Genomic DNA, 19,016 nt, shown 5'->3' on the forward strand with positions numbered 1-19,016 from the left:
CAAAATCCCGTCGCAGCTTCGTTACAAGAAAGATATCATGCCTGCTCGGATATAGCGTAACTCCGATAATCTATTGCCAGCCATAGCCAAAAGCTATACCGAATCCCTCAAACGGCAGCGATTGCCCGGTGAAGCGCCTCGATATACGCCGCCCCGAGCTTCGACAGCGTCATATTGCGCGGACTGATCCAGCCCACGTTGATCGTCTCCTCGCAATCCAGCGGAACCGGGATGATCTCGTTGCCGTTCAGATCGGAGCTGAGCACGCCCGTCGAGATCGTGTAGCCGTTCAGGCCGATCAGCAAATTGAACAGCGTGGCCCGGTCGTGGACGCGGATGCTCTTCTTGTGCGCCAGCGTGCTCAGGATCTCCTCCGCGAAGTGAAAGGAGTTGTACTCCCCCTGATCGAACGATAGGTACGGATATTGCTGCAGCTGCTCGATGGTGACGATCGACTGCTTGGCGAGCGGATTGTGGACGCTGATGAACACATGCGGTTCGGCCGTGAATAGGCTCGTGAACTGCAAGCCCGCGGCATGAAGGAGTTTCCGGATCACTTGACCGTTGAACTCGTTCAAATACAGAATGCCGATCTCCGAGCGCATGCTCTTCACGTCCTCGATGATCTCGTACGTCTTCGTCTCGCGCAGCGCGAGCTCGTATTCGTCCTGGCCGTGTTCCTGCACGAGGCTGACGAAGGCGTTCACCGCGAACGCGTAATGTTGCGTCGATACCGAGAAATGCTGCGGCGAAGGCTTGGCGTTCAGGTAGCGGCTCTCCAGCAGCTCGGCCTGCTCGATCACCTGCCGGGCGTAGCCGAGGAATTCGGCCCCTTCCTTGGATAATGCGATGCCCTTGTTCGAGCGCTCGAAGATCGAGATCCCCATCTCCTCTTCCAATTCCCGGATCGCGTTGGACAGGCTGGGCTGCGAGATGAACAAGCGCTTGGCCGCTTCGTTGATCGATCCGCGGTTCGCCACCTCGATAATGTATTTTAATTGCTGCAGCGTCACGGAAGACACCTCCTCGCCCCATCGCGGTGCGTTTTTTGCAAACATCGTACCACAAAACGAATAAAGCCGCATGAAGCCGTGCAGCCCGCCGGCATGAATGGCCGCGGAAGCGGTAAACTCGTTCATGCCGACCGGCACGCTTCCGTTCCTGCAGATCGCGCCATATGCGAAAACCGGTCTCGGGCTTTGCGCCCGGACCGGTTTTTCGTTCCCGCTTCATCGCGTCGCTATTCGAACAAGTCGCCGAACACGTCCAAGACGGATTTCTTTTTCTTCTTATGGGGAGGTCCGTAGGAGCCTTGGCGGTTGTCGTACCCTTGTCCGTAATTCGGGTTGCGGTTGTCGTAGCCTTGCTGGTTGTTGGGCGGGTAGCCGCCGCGCTGGTTCGGATTCATCCGGTAGCGGTCGTCGTCGCGGTCGTCGTCATCGTCCCGGTCGCGGTTATGCCATTGATTGTATTCGTCCCGCACCTCGCGGACATCGTTCATCAGCTTATCCAGCTCGCCCCGGTCCAGCCACACGCCTTTGCAGCTCGGGCAGACATCGATCAGAATGCCGTCCTTCTCCACCTCCCGCATGCGGGAATCGTTGCAAATCGGACAATTCAACGGGATCGCCTCCTTCACGTATTGACTCTTCTCTACGTTTGAAAGCCGCATTGGTTTCGAAACCGGCCGAACATTCGGCGGATGCCCTATGCAGGAAAATAGTGCGCGAATTGCATAAGTTAGGACGTTATGCCAGATAATAATGGACGCTTTATCATCACCCGCTGCGCGGGAGCAGCCTGATCGGGGAGGCGTATCTAAATGGTCCACACGGAAGCGAATGATCTGGCGGCGCTGATCGGATTGGCGAAGCGGTCGAGCGATTTCGTGACGAGCGAGCTCGCCTTCTCGGATACGCCGCTGTCGATCTCGTACTTCAAAACGCTGATCGACAACAAGCTGCTGCGGGAGCATTTGCTCGACCCGCTCCAGACCAGAGCGACAGAGCCGGCATCCTCCGATTTGAAGGCTATCGTGCGCTTGCTGCCTATCGACGGAATCGAGATTACCGCCGACATTCATACCATCCAAACGAAGCTGTTCAAGGGCCATGTCCTGCTGCGCTCGAACCAACGGGGCGACGCCTGCGCGCTCATTCCCCTGGACAGTCGACAGGGCGTCCGGCAAAGCAATATCACGGAGAGCGAATTCAGCGTCGTCGGAACGAACGTCGGCTTCATCGAGGATCTGGAAACCAACATCCACTTGATCCGGAGCCAACTGAACGTCCCTAATCTCGTCGTGAAGGAAGTCGCCATCGGCAGCATGTCGCGGTCGAGAGTGGCCGTCCTCTACTTGGACAACGTCGCCAACGAGGATCATGTCTCCAATATGCTGCACCGGCTCGAGGGCGTGGATTTCGATGTCTTGTTCGATACCTCGCAGCTCGATCAGATCATCTCCGATAATTCCATGTCGCCTTTTCCCTTGTTCACCACGACGGAACGCAGGGATCGCGTTATTTTCGCTTTATTGATGGGCCAGGTGGCGGTCGCCAGCGAAGGCTCCGCGTATTTTCTGGTCGGACCTTCGACTTTGTTCGATTTCTTCTTGTCCTCGGAAGACTATCTGCTTCCCTGGACGCTGGCATCGTTCTTTCGGATTATTCGGGTCGTAGGCGTCGTGTACTCGGTGTTCGCCTCGGCCTTGTACGTCGCGATCACGACCTACCACTACGAAGTCGTGCCGAAGGATTTGCTGAATCCGTTGATCTTCTCCCGGAACAACATCCCGATCTCGCCGATCATGGAAGTGCTGTTTCTGGAGATTACGGTCGAGCTGCTGCGCGAAGCGGGCGCGCGGCTGCCGAAGCGAATCGGTCAAACCATCGGCGTCGTAGGCGGCATCATATTGGGCCAAGCCGCGGTCGAAGCCGCGCTGACGAGCAACATCCTCATCATTGTCGTGTCCCTGTCGGCGCTCGCATCCTTCGTCACCCCGATCTACAAAATGTCCAATACCATTCGCTTCATCCGATTTCCGATCATCCTGCTGGCGGCGCTGTGGGGCGGTCTCGGCATGCTGCTGGGCTGCGGCTTCCTGCTGGTTCACATCACCCGGCTGAGATCGTTGGGGTCCCCGTATACGGCGCCGTTCTACCCGCTTGGGTGGAAGGAACTCAAGGACAGTCTCGTTCGTTCCCCGTACCAGGCTCTGAATGAACGACCGGGGTACTTGAAGCCCAAATCCCGGATACGCTACAAACCGAAGCCGGTCAAACGCGAAAGCATACTAGACAAGGAGTGACGATCTTGGCTGCACGCGTACCTTGGATTCGCGCCATAGGAATCATGATCGCTGTCGCGACGCTAAACGCCTGCAGCAACCAACAGATCATCAACAAAATCAACCTCGCCCAAACCGGCAGCTACGACTTGGCCGGGGATCGGGTCAAAACGGCGGTCGTGATCGGGGAATATTTCAAAAAAGGGGAAACCAAAATCGTCCTGCTCGATACCGAATCCAGGACCGCCTTCGACATGATTCCCAAGCTGCATGCCAAATCGCACAAAACCATTCAATACGGGCAATTGCGCATGATTATGTTCGGCCGGTCCTTTGCCGAGCAAGGCATCGGTTCCATACTGGAAAATTTTTTCCGGGATTCCAAGGTATCGAGCAAGCTGCAATTGGCCGTCGCCGAAGGGGAGGCGTCCAAGCTGCTTGCGGCCACGCTCAAATCCAACGATCCGTTGTATGCGATGAATCTCATTGCGGACAACATGCGGTACGGCAACTTGCCCCGACGGGCGTTTCAAGACACGCTATTCGATTATTTCGGCGAAGGCCGGGACTTTTATTTGCCATACTTCACCTTGGACCGGGGAGAATTGAACATCGACGGCATCGCTTTGTTCAAAGGCGAAGCCTACCGGGACCGGATCGGAATCAATGAAGCGTTTATCTTGAAGCTGTTAGTGGAAAATGCCCGGGACGGCAGCTATACGATGCCCATTCCGAATGCGCCAGCCGAAGACTTCTTGGTGGTTCGCTGCATCTCATCGAAGACGAGCCTGCGTCTCCTGCGGAAATCGCCGACGCCAGCCGTCGAGCTCGTCGTGAAGCTGAACGTGATGCTCAAGGACATCCCCCGGTCGCTGCGCGTGGCTACCGATCGCGACTTGGCGCGCCTGGAGTCCGGGCTGGAGCAAGAGCTGAAGGACAGGATTGATGCCTTTGTCGCCCGCTGCGTCAAGCTTGGGGTGGACCCCGCCGGCTTGGGCGATTTTGTTCGAAGCAGGACGAGGGGCTGGAAGGAAAAACAATTTTATGCCGCTTACCCTTCGCTGCGCACGGACGTGAAGGTCGATCTGCGAATTACGCAGACCGGCGTTGGCAAGTTAGGCAATTTCATGACGAGGTGAACGCATTGGCGGACGGCGCTAGACGCGAGAGGTACACCATTTCTTCCATCCATTTATTGTGCGTCATGTACGTAAGCATCGTCGATGTCAGCCTGATGGGCTTCCAGCGTGAGGTCGTGAACGACGCGGGCTACGATGCGTGGATGTCCGTTCTCTTGGTGGGCCTCAGCGTGCATCTCCTGCTGCGGCTCATATTCAGCATCGTTTCCCGCTATGAACCGTCCAGCGCCACGATCGTGGCGATCAACAACATCTGTTTCGGCCAAGCGCTGGGGAGCGTCTTGAACGCGGCGTTCATGGCGTTCGCCTTGCTCGGCGCGTTCCTGACTTATCGGTCTTATTTGGAAATGTGCAAGATCTGGATATTTCCGGCCATGAATTTCTGGCCGTTCAGCCTGCTTTTCCTCGTGCTGCTCTATTACACCGTCAACGGAGGCCTTCAGGCCGTTGCCGGCATTTGCTTCTGGGGACTCTTGAGCTCCCTCCTGTTCGTTGCCCCCTTCTCGATGATGCTCATTCCCTATTTGCACCCTGTCAACCTGATGCCCGCTTTCGATCATTCTCTCGTCGAGATCATGCGCTCATCCAAGCAAATGGCCTTTCAATACATCGGCTTCGAGGTGCTGCTCGTCGCTTATCCCTTGCTGCAGCACCCGGCTTCATCTCGAAAGTGGGCGCATGCCGGGGTATTGTTGTCGACCTGCATGTTTCTCTGGCTGCTCCTCGCCGCGTTCATGTATTTCAGCCGCGGCCAAATCCTGCATACGATCTGGCCAACGCTGAATATGATTTCCGTCTTGGAGATTCCGCTTATGCAGCGACTGGAATACTTGATTCTCTCGATATGGCTCATCAAGATCCTGGCCAATATTTCACTCGGCTTGTGGGCGGTGTGCCACAGCGCCAAGCTGGCCTTCCGGGCAAAGCCCCGGATCGTTCTCGTTGTATGCCTGCTTCTGTTCGCGGTCTTGCAGGGGGTATTCAAAGACTTGAACGACATCCAGCCGATTCGAACGCTATATAATCAGGCGGGCTTGTGGTTCCTGTATCTCTTCATTCCACTGTTATTCGTGCTCACCTGGCTCCGAAGGCGGAAACGAATGTCGCCCTTGAAGTATACGTGAGCCGATTCGCCTCCGTCCGGGGATGGAAGACCGGTGCAATAACGAAGATGCGCTGCGTCTCGCCGGACCATCCGCGTTGTTTCGGATGCTCCTCTTCGCTCGTCGGCCATGCAGAACGAGCCGTAACCGCAGACGACAACAAAAAAAACGGCATTTCTGCCGTTTTTTTTGCTGCCTGCGGGTTCTTGTTCAACACTTCCGAGGCGAATGTCGGATATGGGACAGAAACGCCCGCATTAGCGATTGAATAAACCGATGATCATTCTATAATGAACATCAACCGACAGCTGATGCAGAAGGCAAATCGGAATATTCAATCCTCAAGGAGGTCCGGTATATCATGAAAACCGGTTGGACAAAGGACCGCATGGCCGATCAACGCGGAACGAGAGTCGTCATTACGGGCGCAAGCAGCGGGATCGGTTACGAAACCGCAAGGGCGTTTGCCGCCAAAAACGCCGAGGTGGTGCTGGCCATCCGGAACATGGAGAAAGGCGAATCGGTCGCCAGACAGCTGAAGAACGAGTATCCCCGCGCGGCGTTGAAACTGATGAAGCTGGATCTAAGCGATCTTGCCGGCATCCGCCGATTTGCCGAGGAATATCGGCAAACGTACGATTCGCTCACGCTCCTGATCAACAACGCCGGCGTTATGACCCCGCCGTATCAGCAGACCAAGGACGGATTCGAGCTTCAGTTCGGCAGCAATCATCTCGGGCATTTTGCGCTTACGGGACTTATGCTGCCCCTGATGGCCGACGTCCCCTCCTCCCGCGTCGTGACGCTGAGCAGCACCGCCATTAAAGGAGCCGCGATCGATTTCGACAATCTGGACGGCGGCAAAGGCTACAAAAAAATCAAATTCTACGGTCAGAGCAAGCTCGCCAATTTATTGTTCGCCCGCGAGCTGAATGCGCGGTTGCAGGCAAGCGGCGCGAAGACCGTCAGCTTGGGCAGCCACCCGGGCAGGGCGAACACCAATCTGTACTCGCTCGGATCGGGCAAGCAGCAAGTCGGTCCGCTCATGAAAATCGTGGTGAAGCTCCTGCGTACCCAATCGGCCGAGATGGGCGCCCTGCCGACGTTGTACGCGGCGACGCACCCGGCGCTCGAGGGCGGCGAGTACGTCGGTCCGGACGGGAAAGGCGGCAACAAAGGATATCCCAAGGTCGACGGATCCGTGCTGCCGTTGTACGACCCGCTGCTAATGAGCCGGTTGTGGGAGGTCTCGGAATCGTTGACGGGCATCTCGTATTTATCTTAGCCCGGCTGGCATCATTGTTTGACCTGGCGGTCCGTTTAACGTTGGTGTGCCTCCAGACGATTCTCCGCGGGTTCCTGCCGGCCGATTTTTTGGTAATCGACCATCCAGCCCGGATATTCCGGCGGAAGCGCGCTCGCTTCGTCGAGAAGCCGGATTTCCTCCGTGGTCAGCTCCAGATCGGCGGCGGCCACGTTGGCTTCGAGCTGATCCAGCCGCTTCGCGCCGACGAGCACGGAGGTGACGACCGGCCTCGTCAACAGCCACGCCAAAGCGATGCTCGCCGGGCTTGACCCGTGCGCTTGCGCAATCGGCTTCAGGACGTCGATAATGTTCCAGGCGCGTTCCTTGTCCACGATCGGGAAATCGAATGCCGTCCGGCGCGAATCCTCCGCCAGTTGGTTGTGACGGTCGTAGCGGCCCGACAGCAGACCGCCGGCGAGCGGACTCCAGACCAGCAAGCCCATTTTCTTCGCTTCCAGCATCGGCGCCAGCTCGCGCTCCAGATCGCGTCCGGCGAGGGAATAATACGCCTGAAGCGTTTCGAAACGGGCCAGGTTCTTCTGATTCGAGATCCCCAGCGCATCCGCGATCTTCCACGCCTGCCAATTGGATACCCCGACGTACCGGACTTTTCCTTGCTTGACCAAATCGTCCAGCGCCCGCAGGGTCTCTTCCACGGGAGTCAAAGAATCGTCGAGGTGAATTTGGTAAAGGTCGATATAGTCCATCTGCAGCCGCTTCAGGCTGGCATCGACGGCATCCATGATATGGCCTCTCGAGGCGCCGATGTCATTGCGGCCTTGCCCGACCCGCATGCCGGCTTTCGAGGCCACGACGACGTCCTTCCGGGCGATCCCCAGATTGCGAAACGACCGGCCCAGCGTGACCTCGCTCTCGCCGTCCCCGTAAACATCGGCCGTATCAAAAAGGTTGATGCCGATGTCCACGCTCTTTCTCACCATCTGATCGGCTTCGTCCTGCCCGACCGAACCGACGATCTTATGACTGCCCTGACCGCTGCTGAACGTCATGGCGCCAAGCGCGAGACGCGAGACGAGTAAACCCGTGTTGCCAAGCTGTTGATATTGCATCATACGATAGCCTCCTCGATTATAAAGCGTAGCGTTCGTCGCCGGGGCAACGGCCATCTGCGAATGCGTCATCCCGACATAAGCTATTATAGGAACAGTTTCGTCCGGAACGATAGTTCATTCGTACGGAGTTTCTGCCTAATCCTCCTGCTGTAATTGATTTCCCGTTTGTAAAGTGATTAAATAATGCCTAAGCATACAAACGTAGGAGGAGCGAACAGCGTCATGCACAGCGAGCAGACAGCAGCGAACGAGATCCTTGACCGGCTGCTGATCAGAGGCATGCAGCTTCCCGGCAGCGCGAGGGTATCGCAGACGACGATCCCGTTTCTGACGGTATTGAAGGAAACCGGCCCGACCTTATTGGCGCACGGCGTACTCAAGCCGTCCTTATGCATCGTGTTGCAGGGAAAGAAACGGCTGCAGATCGGTCCGCGGACGATCGAATACGAAACCGGGGATTATCTGGCCGCAAGCATCGAGATGCCGGTCAACGGGCAGGTGACGGAAGCTGCGGCCGATTCGCCGTATCTGGCATTGCGGATCGAGCTGACGCCGGGAGAAGTTGCCGACGTGGCGTTGGAAGCCGGCTTGGTTCCGCGTCCGGAATCGGGATTGCAGGCGGGCATCTTCGTCGGAAAGCCCGGCGCGGACGTGCTGGAAGGTTTCGAGCGCCTCCTCCGGCTATCGTCCGACGCAAGGGCGGCCAAGTACCTCGCGCCTGCCGTAAAGCGGGAAATCATTTACCGTTTATTGGACGGCGAAGACGGGCCGCGTTTCTACAAGAACATGTTATTGCACCAGGAAGCTTCCGGCATCGGCAAAGTGATCGACTGGATCAAAGCCCACTTCGACAGCCCCTTCACGATCGAGGAACTGGCCGAGCTGGGAAACATGAGCGCTTCGAATTTGCACGCCAAATTCAAAGCCGTCACCGCCATGGCTCCGCTGCAGTATCAGAAGCGCCTGCGGCTTCAAGAGGCGCGCAGGCTGCTGCTTGACGGGGCGAACGTGACGGATGCGGCGCTGCGCGTCGGTTATCAGAGCGCGACGCAGTTCAGCCGGGAATATAAAAGGCTGTTCGCCCGCTCGCCGTTGCAGGATATCCGAACGATCATCCATGGCGGCCTGCGGCAGTTTGCGCAGGAGGAGTAGTGGCCGATCGGGTAAGCCCGTTGATCTGTCTATCCGCACGAAAAAGGCAGCCGCGCCCGGATGACCTCGACCTCCGTCCCGGGATGCTGTACCTAATTCACCTGGGACGCCGCCTTGTCCGGCTGATTATTTTTGCAGCACCTGCAGCATGGCGGCTACGGCGCCGTTATGATTGGACAAATGCGCGCCCGTCGTCAGAATCAGCTCTCCGAAGTTTTCGGCTTTCTTGAAATTCTCTGGCACGGCCTCCTCCAAACGGTCCTTCAACGTGTCGTGGATGCGTTCGCGCTGCGCCTTCAGCTGCGCGATCATGGTATCCCAAGCCGGCAGCTGCGCCAGTTGTTCATCCGTCCAGCCCTTCGCGGTCGTCCCGTAGTGGAAAAGCTCCCTATAATATTCGGGGAGCGTCATCGATTGCTGCGACAATCCGTACACGTGAACTTCCGTGATCCGCAGGACATGACCCAGATGCCAATACAGGCTCGTGTTGAATCCTTCGGGGACGGTCATGCGCTTGTCCGCCGGGCATTTGTCGAGCAGTTTCATAAAGTTATCATGCTCCACGTTATACAGGTGAAATACGAACTCTTTTCTCATTTTATCGGTCTCCTCAGATGTTATTTCCTCCATGCGGCATCTTGCCGGTTTCTATACGGAACGCCGGCAAAGCTCATTGCTGCGCTGCGAATTTCGCATAATAACGTTGGAACGAGACAGAATAGATCAACACGTAGACGACGATCAAGGCGGCAAACAAATTGAGAATGACCAGCGATGCGTTCAAATTCAAGAACTGCGTCAGCACGCCTACGGCAACCGGGGGCACGATAAATCCGGCATAAGCGCACATATAGAACGCGGAGATGACGCGCGGTCTTCCTTCCGGCTTCGGCAGTTGGCCGGCAAACCGCAAGGCGACTTGAAACGTCCAGCCGGCTCCGATGCCTTGAATGAAAAAACCGGCCCAAAGCAGTGCCAAGCTCGAGGTCTCCCCGGAAAAAACGATGAGCCATGAACCGACGGCAAGCGCCAGTATGCCGATTCGCATCCGCGTGACGGGGTGGCGTGGCCATGGGAAGAACTGCATCAATGCCCCTCCGCCCAACAGCAGCAATATCAACAGGCCGGATATCGAAAGATTGCCGGAATGAAGGACGTTCTTCACGAAGGACGGAATAAGCGATAGCACGATGCCGCCCAGGGTAAACACGGTGAAAATCGGAAGTCCGATAAACGACCAAAACGGCATGCTGATCTCTCGTGGAATGCCCAGCGATATCTTAAGCTTCCGCGCGTTCGGATCCTCATGCTTGGGCAGCAGCTCCAACACCGCCAAAGCAATCCATAACATGCCGAGCAGGAACCAAAACGGCAGACGAAGCGGTTGCACGTGCAAATATTGCACGATTAAACCCGAGATGGCCGGTCCCAAACCAAACCCGATGTTGACCGTTACCCCGGACAATTTGAGCGCGGTGCCGATCTTGCCGGGAACGGTTTGCTTCAGCAGGAAGGCGCTTGCCACGCCCGTGAAAGCGCCGTAAGCGATGCCTTCCAGTATTCTTGAAGCGAAGAGCATCCAAACGTTGGTGCTGAGGATGAAGAGCAGCGTCGAGGCGATGGAGATCCAGATGCTGTAACGAAGCACCTTCTTCAATCCCCAGTAGCTTCCCCGGGCGCCCACGACCAGCAAGGTCGGCAGCAAGATCGCGGCATACACGGCAAACAAAATCGTAATTTCCAAACTGCTGATCTTATAATGCTCTCCGTACACAGGAAACAACGAAGAAACATACGTCGCCCCGCAGGACATGATAAGCACAACCAACAACATTCTTCCCATGCTTGTTCTCCTTCCTATACTTAGAAAATTCCCGGCTTCCGCCCGAACATTGTTTCCTGCATGCAATCTCCGAACATGTATCGACGCCATATGCGCGATGATTGCTTTAGTATGTCCTGATTGAACGATGAAACATCTGCTAATTAGTCTCATATGCCCCTATTAGGCGAGACCTTAATTCATGCTATAGATGCTGGAAACAAATCGACGATGACGACTCACCGTCGATGGCCAGATCAGCTCTTCATGACAGGTGAAAGGAAAGGCCCGCGACTTCGTCCAACGTATCCCTCATCGACCGTGAACGCTCCGCGCCGAACTGCTTGTCGAATTCGACTTGCGCGCGCTCCCATCCGGGTCTTGCGATCTTGAACCGTCTAAGGCCTTCATCGGTAAGCGAGACGATGCGGGCGCGGCGATCGGATTCGCTCACCTGAATGCGCACCAACCCTTCGCGCTCCAGCGGACGAAGATTATGTCCGATCGTAGCGCGATCCATGGTCATCAGCTCGGCGAGCTCCAGCATCGTTTTCTGTCCCCTGCTCTTGAGATAACCCAAGATGGAGAACTGGGTCGCGCGCAGTCCCGAACCCGTTTCCGCAAGGCAAGTATCGTAGAGACGCGTAATCAGTCGTTGGGCACGCCTTATCTTCGTGCAATTGCATATCGCCGTGATATCGATATCCGGGGTCATTGTTGTTTCACCTCCCGTATCTTCGTCTCATTGTGCGCAATGAAACCGATTGCTAAACCGATTTTAGTCTCATATGCCCGTAAATGCAAGAGGGATGATTTTCTTTCTGCTTCGTCATAACGTGCAAGATGACCTTTCCAATTGCTCCAATTGCACGTCATACAAGGCCATCTTATAGTTGATTCTTCCCAGGGTTTTCATCAATTGAAGCATTTGTTCCTCGACTTTCTCTTTGTGATGGTTCATGATCTCTTTTCGCTTTTGCAGCGTACGGTCGCCTTCTTTATACAAATCCACGTAGGCTTTCAATTCTGCCAATGGTATGCCGGTCGAACGCAGCGCCAAAATCGTTTCGATCCACTCCACGCTTGACTCGTCGTACATCCGGATTCCATTTTCGGTTCGTTCCGCATAAGGCAGGACGCCCTGTTTTTCATAGAAACGCAGCGTGTGCGCCGTTACCCCGGTCCTTTTCGAGATGTCCTTGACAGTATAGGCCATTATGTATCACCCTCCAAAAAGTTAGAGTTACTTTAATCAATTGTACGTTAATAATGCCGATAACTCAATAACCTCGGCTTATTTGACTTCGACAATACTTCAACGGCTATCATGAAATAGAACCTCCAACAAAGGATCAGGAAGGGATGGAAAGAATATGAGCAGGCAAAAGATTTGGTTTGTAACCGGCGCTTCCAAGGGAATGGGATTGACGCTGGTTAGGAAACTATTAACGCAAGGCTATCGAGTAGCGGCAACCTCAAGAAACAAAGCCGACTTGGAGAAAGCGGTCGGAAGCGATGATAACTTTCTTGCGATCGAATTGGACCTAACCGTTGAACAAGACGTCCATCATGCCATTGCTGCAACCATTGCGCATTTTGGCGGACTTGATGTCGTCGTCAATAACGCCGGTTACGGTCAAATCGGATTCATTGAAGAGGTTTCGGATGATTTAGCCCGCAAAAACTTCGATGCCAACGTATTCGGTACGCTTAACGTCGTGCGGCAAGCACTTCCGCAATTGCGAAAGCAAAGATCCGGGCATATCATAAATTTCTCTTCCGTGGGCGGTTTTTACGGTTTTGCGGGAGGCGGCATTTATGGAGCAACTAAATTTGCCGTAGATGGGCTCAGCGAGGCGCTGTCGCAAGAAGTTCTGCCGTTCGGAATCCATGTCACTGCCGTCAAGCCGGGGTATTTTCGCACGAACTTCTTATCCGAGGGCTCTATTCGCGGGACCGCAACCGGCCTCTTTGACGACTATAAGGCCATGCGGGACGAACAGGAAGCCTTTCTGAAGGATTTTGACAAGAACCAACCGGGCGATCCGGAAAAAGCGATGGAGATATTGATCAACGTAACTGAGGCCGCGGACCCGCCCGTGCATCTTTTCCTTGGACGGGATGCCTACGACGTGGCTAACAATAAAATCGCCCGCGTTCAAAAAGAATTGGCCGAATGGGAAACGCTCGGTACATCGACGGATTTTACTTAACTGCCCATTTGAATAATTCCTATCTCTTATTGCAGGTTAGCTATAAAAAACAAGTCATCCGCGAAAGCGGATGATTTGTTTTGTGATGATATCAAGAAACAGACGCAAGCGGACCGAGGAACTGGATAACAAAGACTTGCCGATCGCAATCGACTAGACTAAGATCTACTAGATGCAATTCTTAAAATCGGCCGGAGGCGGTGGTTCGAACGTGAAGCTGGAGAGATTACTGTCCATTACCTATATGCTGCTGAATAAAGAAGTCGTGTCCGCATCCGAATTGGCGGAGAGATTCGGCGTTTCGCAAAGGACCATCTACCGGGACATCGAAGCGATCTGCGCGGCGGGCATTCCGGTCGTCTCCCATCAAGGCGCGAACGGCGGATACGGGATCATGAACGAATACAAGATGGACAAAAGCTTGCTCAGCTCCGACGATATCGCGTCCCTGATCACCTTGCTGAGCAGCACGACAACCGTGTTTCAGGATGAACGGACCCATCAGACGATAGATCGGCTGAAGACCGTTCAGCGCGACATCGGCCGGCCCCCCAGCCTTACGCTGGATCTTGGGAGTTGGAGAGCCTACATCTCGCATCTCCGCACTCTCCACGCGGCCATTAACGCCGGCCAGCTCGTTTGCTTTCGCTATGTGAATGCCAAGGGCGAACGGCAAGCGCGGACCGTCGAGCCCGTCAGCCTGGTGCTCAAGTTCGACGCCTGGTATTTATATGGCTACTGTCGCTCGCGCTGCGACTATCGGGTATTCAAACTGACGAGAATCTCGGAGCTTGCCGTCCTGCCGGAATTATTCGAGCGCCATCGCAACGTACATACCGAAGAGGTTTTATCCGGCAGCAGCAACAGTCAGGAGCAGGTCGAGCATGCCGTCGTTCGTTTTACGGGCGGTTCGCTCGCCAGGGTACTGGACGAATTTTATTTGGACGAGAAAACGTTCCACGAAGACGGCTCGCTGACGCTGACCGTCCGCAATGCGATCGATACCGACTGGCTCATCGAAAAACTGCTCTGCTTCGGCGAGGAGGCGGTCGTACTCGAACCCCCTTCGCTGAGGCGCCGGATGAAAAAGAAAATCGAAACCATGTTAGTGCGCTATGAAGAAGTATGACAGGATGCTGTCATACTTCTTTTTTTACACTATATAGACGAAAGGAGCGTGAAGCCGATGATGAATCATCCCTACTTCTATGAAGAACAGATGAGGCTGAAAAATCGGGAACTCAAGGAATTCGATCAAAACGCCTGGAAGTGGATGCAAGTTGCCGGGAAGAAGCCCAAGCCTCTTCCATTCTTCTTGCTGAGGATCAAGCTGCGGGCTTTCTTGGCGGCGATGGGGAGAAATTAAAGCAAGCATTGTTGCGGCATGCGCCTGACGTTGAGCGCTCAAATTGTCGTCAGCAGCGGATGACGACGCGTGCTATCCGTCGCGTACCATCGGCGCAACGCTGCCGCGTTAGGATTTAAGCTTTCACCCGCCAACTGACCAGCCGATTGATCAGCACCACCGCTGCGGCGGTAAAGCCCAACATGATCAAACAATCGACGAGCACGCCCGTATTCCAGCCGCCCAGCAGCGTCGCTCTCATCGCATCGGCGGCGTACGTCGTCGGCAACAAATAAGATATCCATTGCACGAACGTCGGCAAACTGCTCATCTCCACCATCACCGGCGAGAGGAACGACACGACCATCATCAGCGACTGCGCCAGCACGTTCGTCAGCTGATGGCTCGGCGACCAGAAGCCGAGGGCGACGCCGGCGCCGACGACGCTCGACATCGACAGCAAGACGACGATCGGCAGCCCCCATGAATAGTGAATCTCCACGCCCAATACATACTGGCCGATCACGCCTAAGATGATGAAAGACGGAAGGGTGCTCATCAATCCCCGGAGCATGTTCGCGATCACGAAATTGATTTTGGAGATCGGCAGCGACGCATAGAACGTGAAATGCCCCTGATGCTTTTGCCATGAAATTTCTTGTCCCATGCTGTTAAGGCCCATGACGATCACGCCGAAGATTAAATTGCCCGCCAATATCCGTACCATCATCTCCGGCGTCGGGTTTTCCATGAAGAAATTCATGAACAGAATCATGGCCAGCGGAAGCAGCGTCGCCATAAGCACGACCCACACCCAGCTGTCGCGGATGATCGCGAATTGAATGCGGAACAGAATGGACAGCTCCGTCCGCCACCGACGCAGTCCGCCGTCCCGAACGCGCGTATGCACCGCATCCGGCAATCCGGCCAATCCGTTTGCCGTCTTCATGCGTTCATCGCCTCCCGGATCGCCGATGCTTCGTCGATGTGGAAATAAACATCCTCCAGGCTGGGCGGGGTGACCGCATATTCTTCGATCGGCAGTTCCGTATGCCGGATGATGAAGTCGAGCAGTTCGCCCGCATTTCGTTTATCGACCAGCACCCGAAGCCGGTTCTCGCCCGCTTCCTGCACGATCCCCCACGGCCGAAGCGCCGTCTCCGTCTCTTCCCGCCTGCCGACCTCGACGGTGACCATGAATTTCAACCGCTGATCGACCTGCCGCTTCAGCTTAGCCACCGAATCGATCGCCAGCAGGCGTCCATGGTTGATGACCGCGACGCGGTCGACCACCTGCTCGGCCTCCAGCACATTGTGGGTGACCAATATGACCGTCGCGCCGGCCCGGTTATGTTCCTGGATCATCTGCCACACCAATCGGCGGTTTTTCGGATCCAGCTCATTCGTCGGTTCGTCGAGAATGAGCACCGGGGAGTTCCCGATCAGCGCCGTTCCGATGCCGACGAGCCGCTTCTGCCCGCCGGACAACTGCTTGAGAAACTTCTTCTCCATGTCCGCCATGCCGAATCGCTCCAGCAGCTCATGCGCCTGACGGGACGCCTCCCGGGCATCCATCCCGCGCAGCCGTCCGGTAAACGCCAGCGCTTCATGCGCGCGCAGCACTGACAGCACATGCGGTTCCTGCGAGAAATAAGCAACGAACCCCGCAACCGTACGCGTCTGCTGCAGCACGTCGCGGCCAAAGAAAAGCACCTCGCCCCCGGTCGGTTTCAGCTGACCGACTAGCTGCTTGATCAGCGTCGATTTGCCCGCGCCGTTCGGACCGAGCACGCCTAATATCTCGCCCTCCCCGACCGTAAACGAGATGTCGTCGTTTGCCTTGACCCGCTGCTTTCCTTTCTTGTACACCTGACTGATGCCTCTAGCTTCGTACGCCGTTCGGCTCATCCCGGCTGCCCCCCTGTCACCAATGGAATTCACTCACAATTAGTATAAAAAATTCCTCTCCGGACAGTAAGCGTCTCCGGGTTGATCGCGGTATCCGTCCAGCGACGTAGCCGACAGGGCAAGTGCCAAAAACCCGGACAAACTTGGGATAGCCCCAAAGATTGCCGGGTTTAAGGTTCAACCATTCTACGTTCGGGCTCTGAAACTAACCAAGCCGCCGTTGATGCTGTGCGCCTGCGCAACCGCTTCCTCCGCTGAATTCAACTCTGCTCCCCATTGAATCGTATAACGGAACTCATAGAAACCGCCGAGCGTGCCTTTGAAATTGGTCTCCCAATAGTTCGTCAGCACCCACGCATACAAGTCATGAAACTCGTCTTCTTCTTGTTGTCCATGAACTTTCCTCGTCTCGTATTCAAGCGAGCCCAATTGAAATAACGGGGTATCCTTCGCCGCAATAACAAGCCCCTTCGTATCCGCGATGTAGGCAAGACCTTCCTGCAGACAATAATAATCCAGCATCGTTCCCGGCAGCTGGTCAATCCCAGGACGAACCAATGCTCCCGCCTTCTCCATCCACAACTGCTCTTCTTGACTTCCGGAGCGGAACGGCAGCGAAATATAGACGTTTTCCGGATCCCATGTACTATCCTTGTGCATTCGCACCGACACGTCAACCCGGGCCTTTCCTGCGTATACTTTCAGGAACAAAGAATAATAGCTGGATCCTTCCACTTGATAGAGCAGCTCTACGATTCCGTACAACGGTCCGTTCGTAATTTCCCTTGCACCGGTCAATCGCCCCGCATATCGCTGTACATCCATACCTTTGCGATTGCGCCCCATTTTCCTCCGAACTTCAGCCATATCCTTGATGCTGCCGGCTGGCGTTACTTCATAAACAGGCGTAAAAGCGGCATGCTTTGCGTCTGACCGAAGCAATTGCTCCCCTGACGGCTTATCCGTCCACGAAAGGATTCCTTCTCCAATCTTCCATTCGATCTTTGTATACGGTGATTCAATAGCAGATTCGCTGATCGTTAATCCTTTTTTCGCAAAAGCATCCTGCAGCGGGATCAAATCATTTATATCGTAGATGCCGTCGTTTCCTTTGAGCCTTGAGCTTTTGGTGGTATGCGCGCGGACATCCGCTGCAGGGCGCAGCGAATAGATGCGCTCTTCTCCGGGCTCCAGCGAGATCAGCACCGCAATCTGATTTCCTTTGCTTACCGATTCTTTCTGGTGAACCAGGACCTTGCCGGACTTGTCATCCACGACTTCAAGGCCGCTGCGGAACAAATCCGACTCCCATCCGCCTTCAATGTAGAAATAAGCTAGCTCCTGAACACTGCGCTCCGACGGATTAATCACTTTGTACGTAAACGGACGCCCCGCGGCCAGCAACGCTTCGCCCCTGCTGTACGTCACCTTGTCCAACGCCGTCCAGACACTGCGGCTGGCATTCGCCGCATAGGCTTGTTTGCGCACCTCGAGCTCCTGAACCAATGGATGCCAAGGTTCGCGTACAGAAGAGTGATACCCCCAAGTATGCTCAGCATACATAATCAATTGCTGCTCCGCTTCCTGGATCAATTCGCTCCCCGTAATTTGACTGCGAGGATCCAGCTTTTTTACCGTTCTGAGCGTTCGCTGCGCTTCTCTGAATATTTGGGTATGCATGGCCGTGGAGGCTACCCCGTCCGACCACCAATCCGGCCAATCCCCGCGGAACACATCGATGTCTGCAGGCTGTTTCTTCACATGATCAAAAAATGTGGACAGCGTGGTCATTTCAATCTCGACGGCCGAACCGTATTTCTCATTCCAAGCATGGATAAATTCCATAATTCCGCCATTTGGGGCGGCATTGTCCCGAAGCAGTCCCATTACGTTCACTAGCACGAAGTCATAGGGATACTCTTCTGCTTCCAACTGCTGCAGATAGCGGTTGATCCGCGTTTCCGCGACCTCCCAATGATTATCCGCTACGCCCCATATCGCAAACTCGTCTTGAATCGAGTAGGAAAGCATCGAACCCGGATTCAGGCCCAGATCGTTACCCATCATATAATGCTCCCCGTTCCATACGAGCAGCCGGTCTCCCTTCGGAGTTTCCCAATAAAATGGATATTGCTTGCGCCCAAGAGCAAACATGCCGTGATGCGTGTGAATGCTGGTCAGCAGATGATCAATTCCCGAATCTACCAATGATTGAGCGTAGCCCCAGCTGTAGCCGTTAATATCCGCCGTCATGGCCGAATTTACCTGGATGCCGATTTGACTCGCGTAAGCTTTGGCTCTACCCATCATATTGGTTAACAGCTCTCCGTCTATCAGCTCCGTCATGTTCAAATAAGTGCCTGATAACTCGATATCGCCTTTTCTTACGGCCGCCTCGAAATCCGCTCTCGTTTCATCCGTAGCCTGCTCCAAAAAACGCTCCACGGCCCAAAATGTCTCGCACATCCACTTAAACCCGGTCCACTCCGGGTGCTCCCCCGATTGAATGGATTTCACCGTTTCCACAGCCTGACGGATAAAATCGACATGAAATTGTTCGATTTTTTCCTGCCGTTCAGTGTAGCCGATATCGGTATGGGAATGATGGATCGTATAGATTTTCCACTTTTTCTTTAATGGCTGTTTCATAGTCTTGTAAACCTCCAGCG

At 55.0% G+C, this 19,016-nt stretch carries 17 protein-coding genes and 1 pseudogene; 8 read left to right on the plus strand and 10 right to left on the minus strand.

What is annotated here, in order from left to right; genetic code table 11:
* Positions 1-107 precede the first annotated feature (107 nt).
* Positions 108-1,013, minus strand: coding sequence for a LysR family transcriptional regulator (locus AC50YL_RS23555; RefSeq protein WP_494835130.1), 906 nt, complete (start codon positions 1,011-1,013; stop codon positions 108-110).
* A gap of 227 nt (positions 1,014-1,240) precedes the next feature.
* Positions 1,241-1,621 carry a TFIIB-type zinc ribbon-containing protein gene (locus tag AC50YL_RS23560; protein ID WP_494835132.1) on the minus strand — a complete coding sequence of 127 codons (381 nt, stop codon included), beginning with the start codon at positions 1,619-1,621 and terminating at the stop codon, positions 1,241-1,243.
* Positions 1,622-1,822: 201 nt separating this feature from the next.
* Here AC50YL_RS23560 and AC50YL_RS23565 point away from each other — a divergent pair, with 201 nt between their 5' ends.
* From AC50YL_RS23565 to AC50YL_RS23580, 4 genes are all read left to right on the plus strand, one after another.
* Complete coding sequence (locus tag AC50YL_RS23565) at positions 1,823-3,307, plus strand: spore germination protein (protein ID WP_494835134.1); 1,485 nt, start codon at positions 1,823-1,825, stop codon at positions 3,305-3,307.
* A gap of 5 nt (positions 3,308-3,312) precedes the next feature.
* Positions 3,313-4,425 carry a Ger(x)C family spore germination protein gene (locus AC50YL_RS23570; RefSeq protein ID WP_494835135.1) on the plus strand — a complete coding sequence of 371 codons (1,113 nt, stop codon included), beginning with the start codon at positions 3,313-3,315 and terminating at the stop codon, positions 4,423-4,425.
* Between the two features lie 5 nt (positions 4,426-4,430).
* Entirely contained in the window at positions 4,431-5,549 is a 1,119-nt protein-coding gene (locus tag AC50YL_RS23575) for a GerAB/ArcD/ProY family transporter (protein ID WP_494835137.1), read from the plus strand.
* A 340-nt stretch (positions 5,550-5,889) separates the two neighbouring features.
* On the plus strand, positions 5,890-6,813 hold the full coding sequence (locus AC50YL_RS23580; protein ID WP_494835138.1) for an oxidoreductase: 924 nt from the start codon (positions 5,890-5,892) through the stop codon (positions 6,811-6,813).
* Positions 6,814-6,848: 35 nt separating this feature from the next.
* Here AC50YL_RS23580 and AC50YL_RS23585 read toward each other — a convergent pair whose 3' ends face one another.
* The gene (locus AC50YL_RS23585; protein WP_494835139.1) at positions 6,849-7,907 is read right to left on the minus strand and encodes an aldo/keto reductase; all 1,059 of its coding nucleotides are present in this window, start codon (positions 7,905-7,907) and stop codon (positions 6,849-6,851) included.
* A gap of 183 nt (positions 7,908-8,090) precedes the next feature.
* Between AC50YL_RS23585 and AC50YL_RS23590 the strand changes: the two genes are divergently transcribed.
* Positions 8,091-9,059 (plus strand): AraC family transcriptional regulator, encoded by a 969-nt coding sequence (locus tag AC50YL_RS23590; protein ID WP_494835140.1) that lies wholly within the window; start codon positions 8,091-8,093, stop codon positions 9,057-9,059.
* Positions 9,060-9,185: 126 nt separating this feature from the next.
* On the opposite strand, the gene AC50YL_RS23595 is transcribed toward AC50YL_RS23590, so the two are convergent.
* The 4 genes from AC50YL_RS23595 to AC50YL_RS23610 form a co-directional block, all read right to left on the minus strand.
* Positions 9,186-9,656, minus strand: a complete 471-nt coding sequence (locus tag AC50YL_RS23595; RefSeq protein ID WP_494835142.1) for a DinB family protein — start codon at positions 9,654-9,656, stop codon at positions 9,186-9,188.
* A 73-nt stretch (positions 9,657-9,729) separates the two neighbouring features.
* Entirely contained in the window at positions 9,730-10,902 is a 1,173-nt protein-coding gene (locus AC50YL_RS23600) for an MFS transporter (RefSeq protein ID WP_494835144.1), read from the minus strand.
* A gap of 244 nt (positions 10,903-11,146) precedes the next feature.
* A complete protein-coding gene (locus AC50YL_RS23605; protein WP_494835145.1) occupies positions 11,147-11,596 on the minus strand; it encodes a MarR family winged helix-turn-helix transcriptional regulator in 450 nt (149 codons plus the stop codon).
* A gap of 114 nt (positions 11,597-11,710) precedes the next feature.
* Positions 11,711-12,097, minus strand: a complete 387-nt coding sequence (locus tag AC50YL_RS23610) for a MerR family transcriptional regulator (protein ID WP_494835146.1) — start codon at positions 12,095-12,097, stop codon at positions 11,711-11,713.
* A 157-nt stretch (positions 12,098-12,254) separates the two neighbouring features.
* On the opposite strand from AC50YL_RS23610, the gene AC50YL_RS23615 reads away from it, so the two are divergent.
* The 3 genes from AC50YL_RS23615 (at position 12,255) to AC50YL_RS23625 (ending at position 14,460) form a co-directional block, all read left to right on the plus strand.
* Positions 12,255-13,094, plus strand: a complete 840-nt coding sequence (locus tag AC50YL_RS23615; RefSeq protein ID WP_494835147.1) for an oxidoreductase — start codon at positions 12,255-12,257, stop codon at positions 13,092-13,094.
* 211 nt (positions 13,095-13,305) lie between these two features.
* Positions 13,306-14,223 (plus strand): helix-turn-helix transcriptional regulator, encoded by a 918-nt coding sequence (locus AC50YL_RS23620; RefSeq protein ID WP_494835148.1) that lies wholly within the window; start codon positions 13,306-13,308, stop codon positions 14,221-14,223.
* Between the two features lie 57 nt (positions 14,224-14,280).
* Positions 14,281-14,460 carry a hypothetical protein gene (locus AC50YL_RS23625; RefSeq protein ID WP_494835149.1) on the plus strand — a complete coding sequence of 60 codons (180 nt, stop codon included), beginning with the start codon at positions 14,281-14,283 and terminating at the stop codon, positions 14,458-14,460.
* Between the two features lie 115 nt (positions 14,461-14,575).
* Here the strand turns inward: AC50YL_RS23625 and AC50YL_RS23630 are convergent, their stop codons facing one another.
* The 3 genes and pseudogenes from AC50YL_RS23630 to AC50YL_RS23640 all read right to left on the minus strand — a co-directional run bounded on the left by AC50YL_RS23630 (position 14,576) and on the right by AC50YL_RS23640 (position 18,996).
* On the minus strand, positions 14,576-15,388 hold the full coding sequence (locus AC50YL_RS23630; protein WP_494835150.1) for an ABC transporter permease: 813 nt from the start codon (positions 15,386-15,388) through the stop codon (positions 14,576-14,578).
* Positions 15,385-16,263: pseudogene (locus tag AC50YL_RS23635) on the minus strand (ABC transporter ATP-binding protein); the annotation flags it as partial. The gene AC50YL_RS23630 and the pseudogene AC50YL_RS23635, both read right to left, overlap by 4 nt.
* A gap of 270 nt (positions 16,264-16,533) precedes the next feature.
* Positions 16,534-18,996 (minus strand): glycoside hydrolase family 38 N-terminal domain-containing protein, encoded by a 2,463-nt coding sequence (locus tag AC50YL_RS23640; RefSeq protein WP_494835152.1) that lies wholly within the window; start codon positions 18,994-18,996, stop codon positions 16,534-16,536.
* Positions 18,997-19,016 lie beyond the last annotated feature (20 nt).

The organism is Paenibacillus sp. J22P277 (assembly GCF_059383675.1).

Excerpts from the sequence above, each read along its gene's own strand:
- AC50YL_RS23565 (WP_494835134.1), top strand. The coding sequence starts at position 1,823 with ATGGTCCACACGGAAGCGAATGATCTGGCGGCGCTGATCGGATTGGCG.
- AC50YL_RS23580 (WP_494835138.1), top strand. The coding sequence starts at position 5,890 with ATGAAAACCGGTTGGACAAAGGACCGCATGGCCGATCAACGCGGAACG.
- AC50YL_RS23585 (WP_494835139.1), bottom strand. The coding sequence starts at position 7,907 with ATGATGCAATATCAACAGCTTGGCAACACGGGTTTACTCGTCTCGCGT.
- AC50YL_RS23590 (WP_494835140.1), top strand. The coding sequence starts at position 8,091 with ATGCCTAAGCATACAAACGTAGGAGGAGCGAACAGCGTCATGCACAGC.
- AC50YL_RS23595 (WP_494835142.1), bottom strand. The coding sequence starts at position 9,656 with ATGAGAAAAGAGTTCGTATTTCACCTGTATAACGTGGAGCATGATAAC.
- AC50YL_RS23600 (WP_494835144.1), bottom strand. The coding sequence starts at position 10,902 with ATGGGAAGAATGTTGTTGGTTGTGCTTATCATGTCCTGCGGGGCGACG.
- AC50YL_RS23605 (WP_494835145.1), bottom strand. The coding sequence starts at position 11,596 with ATGACCCCGGATATCGATATCACGGCGATATGCAATTGCACGAAGATA.
- AC50YL_RS23610 (WP_494835146.1), bottom strand. The coding sequence starts at position 12,097 with ATGGCCTATACTGTCAAGGACATCTCGAAAAGGACCGGGGTAACGGCG.
- AC50YL_RS23615 (WP_494835147.1), top strand. The coding sequence starts at position 12,255 with ATGAGCAGGCAAAAGATTTGGTTTGTAACCGGCGCTTCCAAGGGAATG.
- AC50YL_RS23625 (WP_494835149.1), top strand. The coding sequence starts at position 14,281 with ATGATGAATCATCCCTACTTCTATGAAGAACAGATGAGGCTGAAAAAT.
- AC50YL_RS23630 (WP_494835150.1), bottom strand. The coding sequence starts at position 15,388 with ATGAAGACGGCAAACGGATTGGCCGGATTGCCGGATGCGGTGCATACG.
- AC50YL_RS23640 (WP_494835152.1), bottom strand. The coding sequence starts at position 18,996 with ATGAAACAGCCATTAAAGAAAAAGTGGAAAATCTATACGATCCATCAT.